We start from the raw sequence: 16,538 nt of genomic DNA on the forward strand, positions 1-16,538 counted from the left end.
AGCAGTCATGACAATCGCCGCAGAAGATGACGCGCCGGGAGCGAAGGGCAGATCGAGCCTGCTGCGCTCGCCGCAATTCTCCTCCTTCGTCATCCTCGTCGTCCTGCTGGTGGCGTTCGCCATCGCAGACGCCAATTTCCTGTCGCCTCTCAACATCTCCAACATGATGGCATTCCTGCCTGAGCTCGGCATCATCGCGCTCGGCATGACGCTGCTCCTGACGGCAGGCGAGTTCGACCTTTCCGTCGGCGCGGTGTTCGGGCTGGCACCGGTCGTGGTCATGCTTTTGGTGCAGAACGGCGGGGTTGATATCGGCGTCGCCCTTCTGGCCGGGCTTCTCCTGTGCATCGCGATCGGCGCGATCAACGGGCTGATCGTCACCAAGATCGGCATCTCGTCCTTCCTGGTCACGCTGTCGATGCTGCTCGTCGTGCGCGGGGCAGCGCTCTACATCACGCAGGGATTTCCGCTGAAATCCTGGGACCAGCCCGGCTTCTTCGTGACGCTGCTCGCCGGCAGCTTCAACATCGGCTCGTTCCGCTTCTACACCTCGCTGTGGTGGTTCATCGGCCTGTCGCTGTTTGCCATCTACATCCTGCGCTACGCCAAGCTCGGCAACTGGATCAGCGCCATCGGTTCGAACCGCAACGCGGCGGTGGCGCGCGGTGTGCCGGCGGACGCCGTCAAGATCTGGCTGTTCATCGCGACCTCGGTGCTGGCCGGGCTTGCCGGCATGATCAGCGCCTTCCGCATCTCCGCCGCCTCGCCGGTTGCCGGCACCGGCTACGAGCTGGAAGTGATCGCCATGGTGGTGGTCGGCGGCACGGCGCTGACCGGCGGGCGCGGCACAATCCTGGGCACCATCGTCGGCGCGCTGATGCTGCGCGCCATCCGCAACGGCATCGTGCTGATCGGCGTACCGGGGCTTGCCTACAATATTTTCGTCGGCCTCATCATCCTCGCCATGCTTATCCTGCACGCTCTGCTGCAGAAGAACGCCGCAAGGGGCTGACGATGGAAGTGCTTCGGCTGCAGAATCTGCAAAAATCCTTCGGCAGCGTGCGCGCGCTGAAGAATGCCTCGCTGACGCTGAGGGAGGGCGAGGTGGTGGCGCTGCTCGGCGACAATGGCGCCGGCAAGTCGACGCTGATCAAGGCGATCTCGGGCGTGTTCCCCGTCGACCGTGGCGACATCTTCGTGCGCGGCGAGAAGGTCTCGATCCGCTCGACCCGCGATGCGATGGACTTGGGCATCGAGACCATCCACCAGGATACCTCGCTGGCGCCGGATCTCAGCATCGCGCGCAACCTTTTCCTCGGCCGCGAGCCGGTCAGTTTCGGCTGGCTCGGCGTGTTCGCGCCGCTCGATCTTGCCAAGTTGCGCAAGGCCGCCTCCGAACTGCTCAAGCGCGTCGGCATCTCGAAGAAACTGGACGCCGATGCGCTGGTCTCGACGCTGTCGGGCGGCGAACGCCAGTCGATCGCCATTTCGCGCGCCATGCAGTTCGCCGCCAAGGTGATCATCTTGGACGAGCCGACCAACAATCTCGGTGTCGAGGAAACCCATGGCGTGCTGCGCTTCGTCAAGGAGGTGCGCGACGCCGGCCATTCGGTGCTGCTCATCACCCACAACATCCACCACGTGTTCCAGGTCGCCGATCGCATTATCGTCATGCGGCGTGGCGAGATCGTCGCCGAACAGACGGTCGCCGACACCGACCTCTTGACCGTGGAAAGCATCATCACCGGCGCCGACATGTCGGCCTTGCTCAAGGAGGCGAGGGCAAAGTGAAGGACGTCGCATGGTAGAGCTTTACGGCAAGACGCTGTCGCGAAGGCAAGTCGCCGAGCGGTCCGGCATGCTATCGCAATTCGCCGGGGTGCGGCTGATGACGCTTGGCGATGGGGTGGAGCGCGGCATCCGCATGCTTGAGTTCCGTACCGGTTCGGGCCTGCGCTTCACCGCGCTGGTCGATCGTGCGCTCGACATCGCCGACTGCGACTATAGGGGCCAGGCGATCGGCTGGCATTCGCCGAGCGGTTTTCGCCATCCGGGCTTGCACGAGTATGAGGGGGAGAGAGGGCTCGCCTGGGCGCGCTCCTTTTCCGGCCTGCTCGTCACCTGCGGGCTCGACCACATACTGGGCCGGGAAGAAGTACCTGTCGACACTTACAACTACCCCGGCAAGACGACCGCGGTCCATTCGCTGCATGGCCGTGTCGGCACGATCCCGGCGCGGCTGACCGGCTATGGCGAGCGCTGGGATGGCGACCGCTGCGTGCTGTGGGCCGAAGGTGTCGTCCAGCAATCGGCGGTGTTCGGCGAGGATCTGCATCTGATCCGGCGCATCGAGGCCGATGTCGGCGGCAACGAGATCCGGCTGTCCGACCGTGTCGTCAATCACGGCTTCAACCGCACGCCGCATATGTATTTCTACCACGTCAATGTCAGCCATCCCTTGCTCGACGAAGGGTCGCGCTATCTGGCGCCGATCCGCGAAATTGTCTGGGCCGGCCATGCCGGCGAGCATTACGAAGCGCAGAAGGTCGGCTACCGCACGGTGCCGCCGCCGCAGCTCGGTTTCAGCGAACAGGTCTGGCAGCATGAGATGACGGCTGACGCCAATGGGGAGGTGCCGGTGGCGGTGGTGAACGACCGGCTCGGTCTCGGCTTCGAAGTGGTGACGCGCAAGGACCAATTGCCTTGCGCCTATCAATGGCAGAATTTCCAGGCCGGGCAGTATGCGCTGGGTATAGAGCCTTCGACCCATCATGTGCTCGGCGATCTCGCCGCGCGCGAACGCGGCGAGATGATCTGGCTGGAGCATGGCGAAAGCCGGGGCTACGATGCGGTGTTTCGCGTCCTCGATGGTGCCGGCGAGATTGCCGCGGCCGAAAGCAGGATTACCTCTATCGCCAGGCAGCCGCGGCAGGATTATCCGCAACCGTCGGGAAATTTTGCGAGATTGAGGGCATGATGCGACAGGAATGCTCCGGCTGGCGGGCCGGAAAGCGGAGGCCGGTGTGATGGGCAAAAAACGCGACTACAGTCTGGTCGGCGAAAGCACGCGGCTTGCGGTCGAGACCGGCCTGGCTTCGGCCGAGTGGTACCACACCGATGTGCCGCGCAAGGCGATGAAGGAGCTGATGCAGCGCTCCGACGGTCCGGCGATCCGCGACACGGTGATCTGGCTCGCCGTCATACTGGGCTCCGCCGCCGGCATCGTCTGGTTCTGGGGCTCGTGGTGGGTGGTGCCGTTCCTGTTCGTCTACGGCGTGCTCTACGGCTCGTCGAGCGACTCGCGCTGGCACGAATGCGGCCACGGCACGGCTTTCCGCACGCGCTGGATGAACGACATGGTCTACCATGTCGCCTCCTTCATGCTGATGCGCAATCCCGTGCAATGGCGCTGGAGCCATGCGCGCCACCACACCGACACCATCATCGTCGGCCGCGATGCCGAAATCGCCGTCATGCGTCCGCCGGACCTGCTGAAGGCGGCGTTGGCCTTCACCGGCATCCTCGATTTCCGCTATTCGCTGCCGACCTTGGTGCGCCAGGCCTTTGGCACGCTGTCGGAGGAGGAGAAGAGCTACATCCCCGAAATGGAACAGCACAAGGCCGTAGTCGCCGCCCGCTGGCATGTGGCCATCTATGTCGCGACGATCGCCCTAGCGATCGCGCTGGGGTCATGGGTGCCGCTGGTGCTGGTCGGCCTGCCGCGCCTCTATGGCACCTGGCACATGGTGACGACCGGCCTGCTGCAGCATATCGGCCTTGCCGACAATGTCATCGACCACCGGCTCAACACCCGCACGGTCTACATGAACCCGATCAGCCGGTTCATCTACTGGAACATGAACTACCACGTGGAGCATCACATGTTCCCGATGGTGCCCTATCACGCGCTGCCCAGGCTGCACGAACTGATCAAGCACGACCTGCCCGAGCCGAACCCTTCCATGTGGCATGCCTATCGCGAGGTCTGGCCGGTCCTGCTCAGGCAGCTGAAGTACGAGGATTATTATCTCAAGCGCGAATTGCCGCCGACGGCGAGACCCTATCGCGGCGAATTCCACGAGGTCGATATGTCGGCGGCGGCCGAATAGCTGAGGAGACAGAGATGGCCGACTGGGTTGAAGCATGCGCGGTTGATGACATCGAGGAAGAGGATGTCATCCGCTTCGATCATGGCGGCCGCACCTTTGCGATCTATCGCTCGCCGGATGACGAGTTCTTCGCCACTGACGGCTTTTGCACGCATGAGAAGGCGCATCTGGCCGACGGGCTGGTGATGGACGACATCATCGAATGCCCCAAGCACAATGGCCGCTTCAATTACAAGACCGGCCAGGCCAAGGGCGCGCCGGTCTGCGTCAATCTCGCGACCTATCCGGTGAAGATCGAGGCCGGTAAGGTGATGATCGAGATTTGACGTGTGGCAACCGATCCAGGGGACATCTAAATGAGCCGAAAGAGACCGACCGTCGCCGATCTGCGTGCGATGAAGGGCAAGCGCCAGCTGACCATGCTGCGCGTGCTCAACCTGGACGAGGCGGAGGCCGCCGAGCGGGCGGGGGTCGACATCGTCTCGGTGCCGCCCGAACTGGTGCTCAACCCTCAATACCGCGATGCAGCACCCAGCCTGTTCACCATGCCCGGCGAGAATTTCTTCGAGATCGGTACGGCGGACGACTTCGTCCGCTGGGCCTTCAGGCTCTACAAGGCAAGTGCCGACGCGGTCTATTGCAGCGCCGGCTATGCCACCATCAAGCGGATGGCCGACGACGCCATCCCCGTCATCGGCCATGTCGGCCTCATTCCCTCCCGCGCGACCTGGACCGGCGGCTTCAAGGCGGTCGGCAAGACCGCCGATGCCGCCATGCAGGTCTTCGAGGCGGTGAAGCAACTGGAGGCGGCCGGCGCCATCGGCGCCGAGATCGAAGTGGTGCCGGTCGAAGTGGCCAAGGCGATCTCCGAGCGCACCTCGCTGATCATGCTGTCGATGGGGGCGGGCACCGGTTGTGACGCACAATATCTGTTCGCCGACGATATTCTTGGCCAGAACCGGGGCCACATGCCCCGCCATTCCAAGGTCTATCGCAATTTCGCCGCCGAATATGATCGGCTGCAGGCGGAGCGGGTGGCGGCATTTTCCGAATATGTCGCCGACGTCAACAGCGGCGCCTATCCCGAGGACAGGCACGTCGTGCACATGGATCCGGCCGAGCTACGCCTGTTCCTCGACAAGGTCGGCCGGAAGTAGACCCGGCTGCCAATGTCCGCCGGCAAGCGCGGCATGGAGTGCTTCGGCATCGATGCCGAGCGGCCGGTCCTCTTTCAGGAAAGGGACGAGCGTGCGTATCGCTGCGTGGACTGCCTCCGTGCGCGGCGCGAGCACCAAACCGTCGCGTAAATCGACGGCCTGGGCGGCGGCCATTAGTTCGAAGGTGATCAGCCGTCGCCACAGCGCGATGATCCCGGCGCATTTCGAAACGGCGAGGGGCGTCTGCGTGGCATGATCCTCGACGCCTTCCGACACAGGCAGGAAATCGAGCATCACCGGATTGGCCTTGTGGCGGATGCTGGCCAGGATCGATGTCGCCGTCTTCTGCAGCGGCACGAAACCAGCAGAGGCCCCGCCGACCGGCGACAGATATTTGGGCAGGCCGTTGCGGCCCGAACCAGTGAGCTGGATGAAGCGGGCGACGCTAGCGGCGGCGCATTGCGCGATTGCCAGGCCAAGCGTCTCGAAGGCGAGCGAAAGTGCGGCGGTGTGGAAATTGCCGGTCGACAGCACGAGCTCGTCGTCACCGAGCACCAGCGGGTTGTCGGCGGCGGCGTTGAGCTCGATCTCGACGGCGCGCTTTGCCTGACCGATAGCCTCGATCAGCGCGCCATGGATCGACGGCATGCAGCGGATCGACAGCGGGTCCTGTATGGTGGTCGGGGCCGGTGCCTCTTCGCGGGCGAGGAGATCATGCAGCGCCTTGGCGGCTTCAGCTTGTCCGGCGGCCGGCCGGGCCATGTGCAGGCGCGGATCGAGGATGGTGCGGTTGGCGCCAAAACCTTCCATGGTCAGTGCGCCTGCATGCTGCTGCTGGGCCAGCGCCGATAGCGCATCGGTCACCGCAAGCGCGCCGCTGCCTACCGAAACCGCCGAGGCGTTGATCAGCGATAGCCCGTCCTTGGGCGCCAGGCCGATCGGGGCGAGGCGGGCCATCATCAGCGCCTTGGCGGCCGGCATGCGGCGGCCCTGATAGTCGGCCTCGCCTTCGCCGATCAAGAGACGGGCTAGTGCGGTCATCAGCACAAGGTCGCCGGCACCGATCGAGCCGAGCGATGGCATCACCGGATGGACGCCGGCATTGAGTGCGTCGACCAGGGCGACAAACACGGCAGGCGACAGGCCGGAGCCGCCGGTGGACAGCATCGCGGCGCGGGCGACCATGGTTGCCCGCACGGCTTCCACCGGCAGCACTTCGCCGACCGCGGCGCTGCGCCCTTCCAGCAACTGGCGCTGGAAGGCACTGGCGTCGCCCTCGACTGTCGTGCCGAGATTGGCGCCGAGCCCGGTGTTCAGGCCATAGATCTGCTGGCCGGAGGCGGCGGCCTGGTCGAGCACCTTTCGCGCCTTCTCCAGCCTGCCGATGACATCGGGTCCGATCTCTACCTTGCGCGCCTCGCGAGCGACGGTGGCGACATCGCTTGTGCTGACGCCGGTTCCGGTGAGGACGAGCGCGCTCATGCGAAGCGCAGCCTCTGGCCGATGCCTTTTTCTCCTGCCTTGGCCAGCATTGCCTTGCCCAGCGCAATGTCGGACAGCGACAGGCCGCGATGCCAGAACAGGATGGTTTCGTCATCGCTCTGGCGTCCGGGCTTGAGGCCGGCGGCGATCTGGCCGAGTTCGGCATGCAGCGTCTTTTCGCTCAGCCGGCCGGTCTCGACATGGGCGCGCAGCGAGCCGAACTTGCCGCCCTTGCACTGGCCCCAGTCGTCGACGACCGTCTTCTGCATGATGTCGGTCAGCGATAGCTCGACCGCGCTCATCGTGCCGTAGGGCACGACCAGCGCGCCAGGCTTGATCCATTCGGTCTTGAGCAGCGGTTGCGGCTCCGGCAGGCGCGAAGCCTCGACGACGATGTCGGCGCCTTCGACGCAGCTCTTCCAGTCGGCCACGGCCGTGACCTTCTTGCCGAGATCGGCGGAGAGCTTGGCGGCAAAGCCGTCGCGGCTCTCCGGGCGGCGCGAATGGACGCGGATTTCGTCAAAGTCGAAGAGATGATCGAGCAGGCGTACGTTCCAGTAGGCGGTGCCGCGTGCGCCGATATGGGCCAGCACCTTGGAATTCTTGCGCGCCAGATGTTTGGCGCCGATGGCGGTGACGGCGCCCGTGCGCATGTCGGTGATGACGGTGGCGTCGAGAATGGCGCGCGGCACACCGGTGCGCGGATCGAACAAATTGAGGATGCCGAATTCCGAGGGCAGGCCGTGCAGGTAGTTGTCGACGTAGTCGCCGACGATTTTCACACCCGCTGTATCGAGTGGCGCGACGTAGCCGCGCAAGACATTGAAATGGCCGTGGAAGGATGGATCCGGTTCGAGATGGACACGCGGTTCGATCACCGTCTGGCCCTTGCCCTGGGCGACAAGGCCAGCCTCGACGGCGGCAATGATTTCGCCATCGGTCATGGCAAGGGCGTCGATGTCGAGGGCATTGAGGTAGTCGATATAGATCGCCTTCATGTCAATGCGTGCACTTTCCTCGATTGCCCCGCTCATCCCATAGCAGGCCACGGCGCGACACGAAAGTTTGTTGCACTGTGTCTGGACGCAGCCGGCCAAATGCTGTTCAAACCCGTACCGTCATGACTGCCATTCCCGAGACTCAAGCCTCGTCCGAAACGGCCACGAATGCGCGGCGCGTGGCGCTGATCGTCGCCATCGCCTTCTTCATGCAACTGCTGGATTCGACGATCATCTCGACGTCGCTGCCGCAGATGGGCGCCTCCTTCGGCGTGCCGGCGGTGGCGATGAGCATCGGCATCACCATCTACATGCTGACCATGGCGGTGTTCGTGCCATTGTCGGGCTGGCTCGCCGACCGCTTCGGCGCGCGCAACATCTTCCTAGTGGCGATCGCGCTGTTCACTTTGGCCTCGCTCGCCTGCGGCTTCTCGCAAAACTTGACCGAGTTCGTTGCCGCGCGCGCAGTGCAGGGGCTGGGCAGCGCGCTGATGACGCCGGTCGGGCGCATTCTGGTCCTGCGCAACGCCTCGAAATCCGAGCTGCTCAATGCCACGGCGCTGATCACCTGGCCGGCGCTGTTCGCGCCGGTGGTCGGGCCGGTGCTCGGCGGTTTCATCACCACCTATCTGTCCTGGCACTGGAATTTCTTCATCAACATACCGCTGGGCGCGATCGGGCTGGCGCTGGTCGCGCGCTTCATTCCCGGCGACCGCGAGGCCGACCCGAAGCCTTTGGACTGGCCGGGGTTTTTCCTGACCTCGTTCGGGCTCGCGCTGCTGCTCTACGGCCTCGAGCGCATCGCGCATCCCGAGGACGGCGTTCTGCCGACGGTGCTTTTGATCGCGGCGGGCATCGTCATCAGCTGGCTGGCGGCGCGGCATCTCCGGCGCGCGCCGCATCCGCTACTCGATCTCTCCTCGTTCAAGGTACTGACTTTCGCCATCTCGACGCTCGCCGCTGGCACCATTTTCCGGGTGGCAATCAACGCCACGCCGTTCCTGCTGCCGCTTTTGTTCCAGGTCGGCTTCGGCCTCAGCCCCGTCGATGCCGGCATGATGATCCTGGCCTATTTCCTCGGCAATCTCGGCATGAAGACAGTGACGACGCCGACGTTGCGGCGTTTCGGCTTCCGATCGGTGATGGTCGTCAACGGCCTGATCGCCTCTGCCTCGATCATGGCCTGCGGGGCGATTTCGCCGCAGACACCACAGGCGCTGGTGGTGGCGCTGATGCTGGTCGCCGGCCTGTCGCGCTCGATGCAGTTCACGGCGCTCAACACGCTGGCCTTCGCCGATATCGAAGCGGCGCAGCGCAGTTCGGCGGCGACGCTGTCGTCCATGCTGCAGCAGGTGGCGATGCTGTTCGGCGTCGCGATTGCGGCCGCCATCCTCAATCTGTCGCAGATCGCCAGGGCGCAGCCGGCGCTCGACCTCGTCGATTTCCGAATCGCCTTCCTGGTGATCGGCGTCATCGGACTGGTGGCCGCGCTGCGATTTCTGGTGCTGCCGCCCGGCGCCGGCGCCGAGGTTTCCGGCCACACGCCGGGGGATTGAAAGTCGAATTTTTCCGCCTGGCGCGGAGATAAATTCCGCCTTGTCCTTTCGCCTTGATCCAGCACTTTCGCGCACAGCTGACATGGCGCAATCAATTGCCAAAAATGCAGGCTTTTCCACGCATTGCGCCAGCTTAGGCAATCGATGCGTCCACTCTGCGATATCGACATCAGGCCTCGTTCCGGACGCGGATTCATTTGACGAACCGGCGCTGAGCCGATTAGCTTTTGTTTTCGGGATGGCAGCGCTGCCATCGGGGCGAATACAGACATGAACACGACCGGCTGGCCGAACTTCAGGAGCCTGAATCAGGAAGGCATTGTCTTTGCCATAGCGGTGGTGCTGTTCGTTGCCGCGGCGATCGGCCTGCCGGGCTTCATCGACCCCAACAATCTCGTCGCCATCGTCCGCTCGGTATCGGTGCTGGGGATCCTCGCGCTCGGCATGGCGGTCGTCATCATCGGTCGCGGTATCGACCTCTCCGCCGTGGCGATCATGGCGATGTCGGTCGCCTGGTACCTGCAATTGCTCAACACCGGCACCCCGGACGGGCTGGCCTTCGCCTATGTGCTGGCCGGCGTGCTCGCCATCGGCTTGCTCAATGGCTTTCTCGTTGCCTATGCCGATGTGCCGGCGATCTTCGTCACCCTGGCGACCGGCTCCTTCGTCTTCGGCTATGTGCGCTCGCAGCTGATCACGCAGGATGCCGTGCCGGTGCCGCAGGGCCATTGGGTCGAATTGCTGGGCGGCCTGCGCTTCCTCGACATTCCGATCGAGGTGTTCGTCTTCGCGGGGCTGGCCTTCCTGTTCTTCCTGTTCCTGCGCTACACAAAATGGGGCCGCTACATCTATTTCGCCGGCGACAATCCGGTGGCCGCGCGCAACATCGGCATTCCGGTGCGGCCAATGCTGGTGCTGCGCTACGTGCTGTCCGCTTTCGTGGCGCTGGTCGCCGGCCTTCTGACGGCGGCCAGCCTACATTCGATCAACACCCGCATCGTCAATTCCACGCTGCTCTACGACATCGTGCTGGTGGCGGTGATCGGCGGCATCGGCCTGTCGGGCGGGCGGGGCGGGGTGCGCAACGTGCTGGTCGGTGCGGCGCTGATCGGCATCCTCTTGAACGCCATGACCATCATCGACATTCCGCTGCTCTACCAGAACCTGATCAAGGCAGCGATCCTGCTCGGCGCCATCATCGTCGACGGCATCATCAATCCACGTGACGAGCAGACTGCCCAGCAGGGCGACATTTAGACCGGAAGCGGACGGTTGGGGCCGGCCGCTAACAACAACGACCAAACCAGAGGATGTGACATGAAACTGATCAAGACTTTGATGGCCGCGGCAACGGCGCTCGCCGTTACCGCCTTCGTGGCGCCGACCTTTGCCGCAGACGATCCGGGTCCGGCTGCCTATGCGCAGGCGCTCAAGGGCAAGCGCGTCATGCTGGTGCCGTTGGCGATGGGCTTCGACCTGGCGCAAGGCTGGTCGCACTATCTGAAGACCGAAGTCGAGGCCTGGGGCGGCGTGTTCGAAACGCGCGATCCGAACTGGGTGGTCGACGCCGGCGCGCAAGCGATCACCGACGCGATCTCGTCGGACACCAGGCCCGATGTGCTGATCATCCATGCGCCCGACCTCAACTCCTACTCCAAGCTGATGAAGAAGGCGCAGGCCGCCGGCACCTATGTACTTCTGGTCGACAATCCCGCCAACTTTCCGGCTGACGCCTTTGTCGGCAGCGACTGGGACCGGCTTGGCCAGCTCGAGGCCGAAGCGGCGATCAAGGGCTGCGGCGAAAATTCTTCCAAGAAGATCGGACTGGTACAGGGCGACCAGGCGAACTCCTCCAGCCTCTACCAATATGCCGGCATCATGAAGGTGCTGGACAAGCATCCCGAATTCAAGGTGGTGGCCAAGCCCGACTCCAACTGGGATGCAACGACCTCGCGCAATGTGACGACGACGATGCTGCAGCAGAACCCGGACATCTGCTCGATCATCGATTTCTGGGATGGTGACGCCACCGGCGCTTCCGCCGCGATCCGCGACGCCAAGCTCGACGGCAAGGTGTTTTTGGTCACCACCGGCGGCGGCGAGAAGGCGGCCGACTGCGACAAGCTGGCCGACGGCACCTATGGCGCCGTGGTGATGACCGACCTTGCCCGCCAGTCGGGCGACATGAACGCCATCATCAAGTTCCTGCTGCAGAGCGGCCAGCCGGCCGGCACCTCGCACACCTACATCTACACGCTGGAGAAGGCGACGACCAAGGCCGACCTGAAGCCCGACAGCTGCTGGGACCTGAAGGCGCTGCAGGCCGAAGCGGCGGCCAAGTAAGCCGATCCTTACAAACACCAGTCAATGAGGTGGCCGGATTGCCTGGCCGCCTCTTTCTCTTGCCGCAGTGAGCCGATGTCCTTTCGCGAACGCCTCCAGTCCTGGCGCTACAATCTCGTGCCTGACCATCTGGTCGGCGAGATCCTGACCAAACGCTGGACCGACAACGCTATTCCCTTCCTGGCGCTGGTGGTGACATTGGCGACCTTCGGCTCGATCATTCCGGGCTTCTTCAAGCTGACCTCGCTGCAGGAATCGACCCGCCAGCTCGGCGAGTTCTCGATGGTGGTGACCGGCATGACGGTGGTGATGCTGGGCGGCGGCATCGATCTGTCGGTCGGCTCGATCTTCGCGCTGTCCTGCTTTTCGGCCGTCTATGTCTTCTTCATCCTCGAACAGTCGATCTGGCTGGCGCTGGCCGCATCGCTTGCCGCCGGTCTCGTCTTCGGCGCCATCAACGGATACCTCGTCGGCTATCTGCGCCTGCGCGCCTTCCTGAGCACGCTGGTGACCTTCATCTTCGGACGGGCGCTGTTCGACATCCTGGTCACCACCTATGCCGCCGATGTGCAGCTTTCGACGGCGACGTCGGATGTGTTGGATTTCATCGGCGACAGCACCTTCTGGGGGCTCTCCGTGTCGGTGTGGCTGGCCATCATCCTGGCCATCGTCACGCACATCGCTCTGACGCGCTCGCGGCCGGGCTGGCACGTGCTGGCGGTCGGCGGTAGCAGGCGCTCCGCCCACAATGCCGGCATCCGCGTGCGCCGCACCGTGTTCATGACCTATGTCTTTTCCGGCTTCTGCGCCTCGATCGGCGGTTTCCTCATCGCCTGCCGGCTGAGCGGGGCGGGGCCGGGCACCGGCCTCAACCTCGAGATCATGGCGCTGACGGCGGCGGTGGTCGGCGGCGTCAGCCTTGGCGGCGGGCGCGGTTCGGTGATCAAGGGGCTGATGGGCGCGATTATCGTCTTGACGATGACCAACGGTCTGATCCGGCTGGGCTACGGCACCGGTACCAACCAGATGGTGCTGGGCATCATGCTGGCGGTGGCGGTGACCATCGACATCCGCTGGCTGAAGAACCGGCACAAGGTGCTGAACGAGGTCTATGTCGCGCCGGTCTATCTCAAGATGGGCGAGACGCAGTCCGCAGCACCCGGCTCCGGCACGCCATATGAACTCGACAACCGGCTGTCGGCGGCCGACCATATCGGGCTTGGCGAACTGGAAGGGCCGGAGGATGTCATTCTCGACCGCGACGACAATCTCTACTGCGGCACGCGTCATGGTGAGATCGTCCGCTTTTTCGCGCCCGATTACGTCAAGTCGGAAGTGTTTGCCCATATCGGCGGCTTTCCGCTCGGCCTTGCCTTCGACAAATCGGGCAATCTGATCAGTTGCGTCGGCGCAATGGGGCTCTATTCCGTCTCGCCGGACCGCGAGGTGAAACGCCTGTCGGCCGAGACATCGCGCTCCTGGACCTCGATCGTCGACGACGCGCGGCTGCGTGACCCCAACGACTGCGATATCGCACCTGACGGCCGCATCTATTTCACCGACTCCACCAAGCGCTACGACGCCCATGACTGGGCGCTGGATTCGATCGAGAACCGCGCCACGGGGCGATTGCTGGTCTATGACCCGAAGGACGGGTCGACCAAGACGCTGCTCGACGGCTATCGCTACACCAACGGTGTGTGCATGGCGCATGACGGCAAGTCGCTGTTTTTTGCCGAAAGCTGGGCCTGCCGCGTGCATCGCTACTGGCTGGAGGGGCCGAAGGCCGGTACCGCCGAATGCGTCATTCGCGACATGCCTGGATATCCCGACAACATCAACCGGGCCTCGGATGGCAATTACTGGATGGCGTGGCTCGGCATGCGCACGCCGAGCTTCGACCTGTCGCTGCGCCATCCCGACATGCGCAAGCGCATGACCCGCCGGCTGCCGCAGGACGAATGGCTGTTTCCCAACATCAACACCGGCGGCGTGGTGAAATTCACGGAGAAGGGCAGCATCGTCGAGGCGATGGGCGACCTCACTGGCGGCGCGCATCCGATGGTCACCTCGATGCGCGAGCACAAGGGCTATCTGTTCGTCGGCGGCATCCTCAACAACCGCATCGGCCGCTACAAGATTTCAGGCGCCGACCCGAACTGGACCAGCCCGGCTTCCTATTGGGGAGCAGCATCATGATCCTCGATCCGATCCTGGATATGTTTCGCGGCAAGGCGGTGACCATCCCGCCGCTGGATGGTGCGTTTCGGCCCAACACGCGGCTGGACGATGCGCCGGCTTTTGCGGAGCTAACCGAGCCGGATAATCTGCTGGTCTCCGGTGACCGGCTGCTGGCTTCCAGCGGCAACGCCATCTATTCGCTTGCCGCCGAAACCGAGCCCAAGGTGGTCGAGACCTTTTCGTCCCCCATCACGGCGTTGGCTCTGTCGCCATTGGGTGAACTGACCGTCGGGTTGGAAAACGGCAAGCTGCTGATTGGCGGCCAGGAGATTTCGCTGCCGGCTGGTGTCCGCTGCATCACCGCGCTTGCTTACGCCGAGGACGGCACGCTGTGGCTGGCCAACGGCTCGACCGACCATACGCCATCGCAATGGGCCGCCGATCTGATGAAGAAGGGCGCGTCCGGTTCGCTGTGGAAGCGGGACCCGGCCGGTGGGGACTTCCGCAAAGTGGCCGGCGATCTCGCTTTCCCTTACGGTCTCCATCCCGTCGGCCGTGACATTCTGGTCAGCGAAAGCTGGCGCCATCAGCTCATCCGCCTTGACGGCGCGACCGGCAGCCGCGCGACGGTACTGACGCATCTGCCTGGTTATCCTGCTCGCCTGTCGCGATCCGCGGATGGCGGGGCGTGGCTGACACTGTTTGCGCCACGCAACCGGCTGATCGAGTTCGTGCTGCAGGAAACGCACTACCGGCAGGACATGATCGACCAGGTGCCGCCGGCATACTGGATCGCGCCGGCGCTGGCCTCCAGCCGCAGCTTCCTCGAGCCGCTGCAGTGCGGCGGCATCCGTACCATGGGCATCCACAAGCCGTGGTCGCCGAGCCGCTCCTACGGACTGGTGGTCAGGCTCGACCAGAGGATGCAACCGCAATTCAGCCTGCACAGCCGCGCCAACGGCACACGCCATGGCATCTGCAGCGTTGCGGAAAAGGGGGGCGAGTTGCTTATCGCCTCCAGGGGTGGCGACTGCATCCTTTCCGTCGACGCGGGAGGTTTCTGATGGAACCGATCGTTCGCCTGGAGAACGTCACCAAGAATTATCGCGGCGTGCCGGCGGTCAGACAAGTCAGCTTCGAACTGCGCAAGGGCGAGATCCACGCGCTGCTTGGCGAGAACGGCGCCGGCAAATCGACACTGACCAAGATCATCGCCGGCGTTGTCGATGCCACTTCGGGTAAGATGTTCCACAAGGGGCAGGAGATCGCCTACGCGTCGCCGCACGCGGCACTTGAAGCCGGCATTGCCATGGTGTTCCAGGAGACCAGCCTGGTGCCGTCGATGACAGTGGCGCAGAACCTTTATCTCGGTACTGAAAAATTCCTCAACCGGCTGCGCGGCACGTATATTTCAGCACAGCAGTTTCTGCAGTCGCTGAATTTTCCGGTCGACCCGAATGCGATGGTGGCAACACTGGGTGCCGCCAAGCGGCAGATGGTCGAGATCGCGCGCGCGGTGCACCACAATGCCGAAATCATCATCTTCGACGAGCCGACGGCGACCCTGACGCCGGAGGAAAAGCGCCACTTCTTCGCGCTGATCCGGCGGCTGAAGGCGAGTGGCGTGTCGATCGTCTTCATCAGCCATGCGCTGGAGGAGGCGCTTGCCATTGCCGACCGCATCACCATCCTGCGCGACGGCGAACTGGTCATCACCGACGACACATCCGCCTTCGATCGCGACCGAATTGTCGCCGCCATGGTCGGCCGCACCTTGTCGGGACAGATCTATCGTCAGCGCGACGAGACCAAGCTGCGCAAGGCCGGCAAGAAGGTGCTGTCGGTGCAGGACATTTCGATGAGCAATGTCGTGCGCAACAATTCCTTCTCGATCTTCGAGGGCCAGATAACCGGCGTATTCGGGCTGATCGGCTCCGGCCGCACGGAGACGTTCAAGATCGTGTCGGGCATCTACAAGCGCGATTTCCTGCGCGGCGGCGCGATCGAACTGGACGACAGGCCGGTGCGCTATCTCGTGCCGAGCGAAGCGGTGGCCGACGGCATCGTCTACGTCACCGAGGACCGCAAGAGCGAGGGCATTTTCGAGACCATGGGCATCGCCGAGAACCTGTTTGGCGGGCTCTTGGCGGCCGGCCGCGAAAAGGCATGGGTGATCAACCAGCAGGAGATGCGGCAGCTTTCGGCCGAATGGACGAAGACGCTGAACATCAAGACGATCAACGACAATGCGCGCGTCGTCGAGCTTTCCGGCGGCAACCAGCAGAAGGTGGTGATCGGCAAGGGGCTGGTGCAGCAGCCGCGCATCGTCATCTTCGACGAGCCGACGCGCGGCGTCGATGTCGGCGCCATCGCCGAGATCCACCAGATCATCAACCGGCTGGCCGACGAGGGCCTCGCCGTGGTCGTCATCTCGTCCTACCTGCCGGAGATCATGAACCTGTCGGATCGGATTCTCGTGTGCCGGCAAGGCCGCATCGTCGAGGAGTTTTCGCCGGCGGAGGCGACGGAGGAGAAGATCATGTATGCGGCGGTGCATTAGGTGGCGGGCAAGGCGGATGATCGTACCGTTGGATCGAACACCGGAAATTAGCCGAGGCATCCGTCATTTCGTCATCCACGGGCGGAGCATGGAGCGTGGCGACGCAGCGCAGACCCGAGGATCCATGCCGGGACTCGGAAGCGCTGCCACGG

Annotated in this window: 14 protein-coding genes; 12 read left to right on the forward strand and 2 right to left on the reverse strand. The window is 63.9% G+C overall.

Going from position 1 to position 16,538, the window contains the following annotated elements; all coding sequences use genetic code 11:
* The first annotated feature begins 7 nt into the window (after positions 1–7).
* The 6 genes from LB568_RS24705 to LB568_RS24730 are packed head-to-tail and all read left to right on the forward strand — an operon-like array spanning position 8 to position 5,266.
* The gene (locus LB568_RS24705) at positions 8–1,012 is read left to right on the forward strand and encodes an ABC transporter permease (RefSeq protein WP_224731503.1); all 1,005 of its coding nucleotides are present in this window, start codon (positions 8–10) and stop codon (positions 1,010–1,012) included.
* Positions 1,009–1,791, forward strand: coding sequence for an ATP-binding cassette domain-containing protein (locus tag LB568_RS24710; RefSeq protein ID WP_167313598.1), 783 nt, complete (start codon positions 1,009–1,011; stop codon positions 1,789–1,791). Before LB568_RS24705 ends, LB568_RS24710 begins: the two co-directional genes overlap by 4 nt.
* 10 nt (positions 1,792–1,801) lie before the next feature.
* Positions 1,802–2,977: an aldose 1-epimerase family protein gene (locus LB568_RS24715; RefSeq protein WP_224731504.1), complete on the forward strand. Its 1,176-nt coding sequence runs from the start codon at positions 1,802–1,804 to the stop codon at positions 2,975–2,977.
* Between the two features lie 49 nt (positions 2,978–3,026).
* Positions 3,027–4,109, forward strand: a complete 1,083-nt coding sequence (locus LB568_RS24720) for a fatty acid desaturase family protein (protein WP_224731505.1) — start codon at positions 3,027–3,029, stop codon at positions 4,107–4,109.
* A 14-nt stretch (positions 4,110–4,123) separates the two neighbouring features.
* Entirely contained in the window at positions 4,124–4,435 is a 312-nt protein-coding gene (locus tag LB568_RS24725) for a MocE family 2Fe-2S type ferredoxin (RefSeq protein ID WP_013894544.1), read from the forward strand.
* Between the two features lie 30 nt (positions 4,436–4,465).
* Positions 4,466–5,266, forward strand: coding sequence for a 3-methyl-2-oxobutanoate hydroxymethyltransferase (locus LB568_RS24730; protein WP_224731506.1), 801 nt, complete (start codon positions 4,466–4,468; stop codon positions 5,264–5,266).
* Here the strand turns inward: LB568_RS24730 and LB568_RS24735 are convergent.
* Positions 5,231–6,748: an HAL/PAL/TAL family ammonia-lyase gene (locus LB568_RS24735; RefSeq protein ID WP_224731507.1), complete on the reverse strand. Its 1,518-nt coding sequence runs from the start codon at positions 6,746–6,748 to the stop codon at positions 5,231–5,233. The genes LB568_RS24730 and LB568_RS24735 overlap by 36 nt on opposite strands.
* Positions 6,745–7,746: an ornithine cyclodeaminase family protein gene (locus LB568_RS24740; protein ID WP_224731508.1), complete on the reverse strand. Its 1,002-nt coding sequence runs from the start codon at positions 7,744–7,746 to the stop codon at positions 6,745–6,747. The genes LB568_RS24735 and LB568_RS24740 overlap by 4 nt, the downstream gene beginning before the upstream one ends.
* A 122-nt stretch (positions 7,747–7,868) precedes the next feature.
* Between LB568_RS24740 and LB568_RS24745 the strand changes: the two genes are divergently transcribed.
* The 6 genes from LB568_RS24745 to LB568_RS24770 all read left to right on the forward strand — a co-directional run bounded on the left by LB568_RS24745 (position 7,869) and on the right by LB568_RS24770 (position 16,386).
* Positions 7,869–9,302, forward strand: coding sequence for a DHA2 family efflux MFS transporter permease subunit (locus LB568_RS24745; RefSeq protein ID WP_224731509.1), 1,434 nt, complete (start codon positions 7,869–7,871; stop codon positions 9,300–9,302).
* Positions 9,303–9,572: 270 nt separating this feature from the next.
* Positions 9,573–10,559 (forward strand): ABC transporter permease, encoded by a 987-nt coding sequence (locus LB568_RS24750; RefSeq protein WP_224731510.1) that lies wholly within the window; start codon positions 9,573–9,575, stop codon positions 10,557–10,559.
* A 60-nt stretch (positions 10,560–10,619) separates the two neighbouring features.
* Complete coding sequence (locus LB568_RS24755) at positions 10,620–11,645, forward strand: sugar ABC transporter substrate-binding protein (RefSeq protein ID WP_224731511.1); 1,026 nt, start codon at positions 10,620–10,622, stop codon at positions 11,643–11,645.
* A gap of 75 nt (positions 11,646–11,720) precedes the next feature.
* Positions 11,721–13,844: an ABC transporter permease gene (locus LB568_RS24760; protein WP_224731512.1), complete on the forward strand. Its 2,124-nt coding sequence runs from the start codon at positions 11,721–11,723 to the stop codon at positions 13,842–13,844.
* Positions 13,841–14,890 carry a hypothetical protein gene (locus tag LB568_RS24765; protein ID WP_224731513.1) on the forward strand — a complete coding sequence of 350 codons (1,050 nt, stop codon included), beginning with the start codon at positions 13,841–13,843 and terminating at the stop codon, positions 14,888–14,890. The genes LB568_RS24760 and LB568_RS24765 overlap by 4 nt, the downstream gene beginning before the upstream one ends.
* Positions 14,890–16,386, forward strand: a complete 1,497-nt coding sequence (locus LB568_RS24770; protein ID WP_023779822.1) for a sugar ABC transporter ATP-binding protein — start codon at positions 14,890–14,892, stop codon at positions 16,384–16,386. The genes LB568_RS24765 and LB568_RS24770 overlap by 1 nt, the downstream gene beginning before the upstream one ends.
* Positions 16,387–16,538 lie beyond the last annotated feature (152 nt).

This window comes from Mesorhizobium sp. B263B2A (genome assembly GCF_020165775.1).
Taxonomy (GTDB): domain Bacteria; phylum Pseudomonadota; class Alphaproteobacteria; order Rhizobiales; family Rhizobiaceae; genus Mesorhizobium; species Mesorhizobium opportunistum.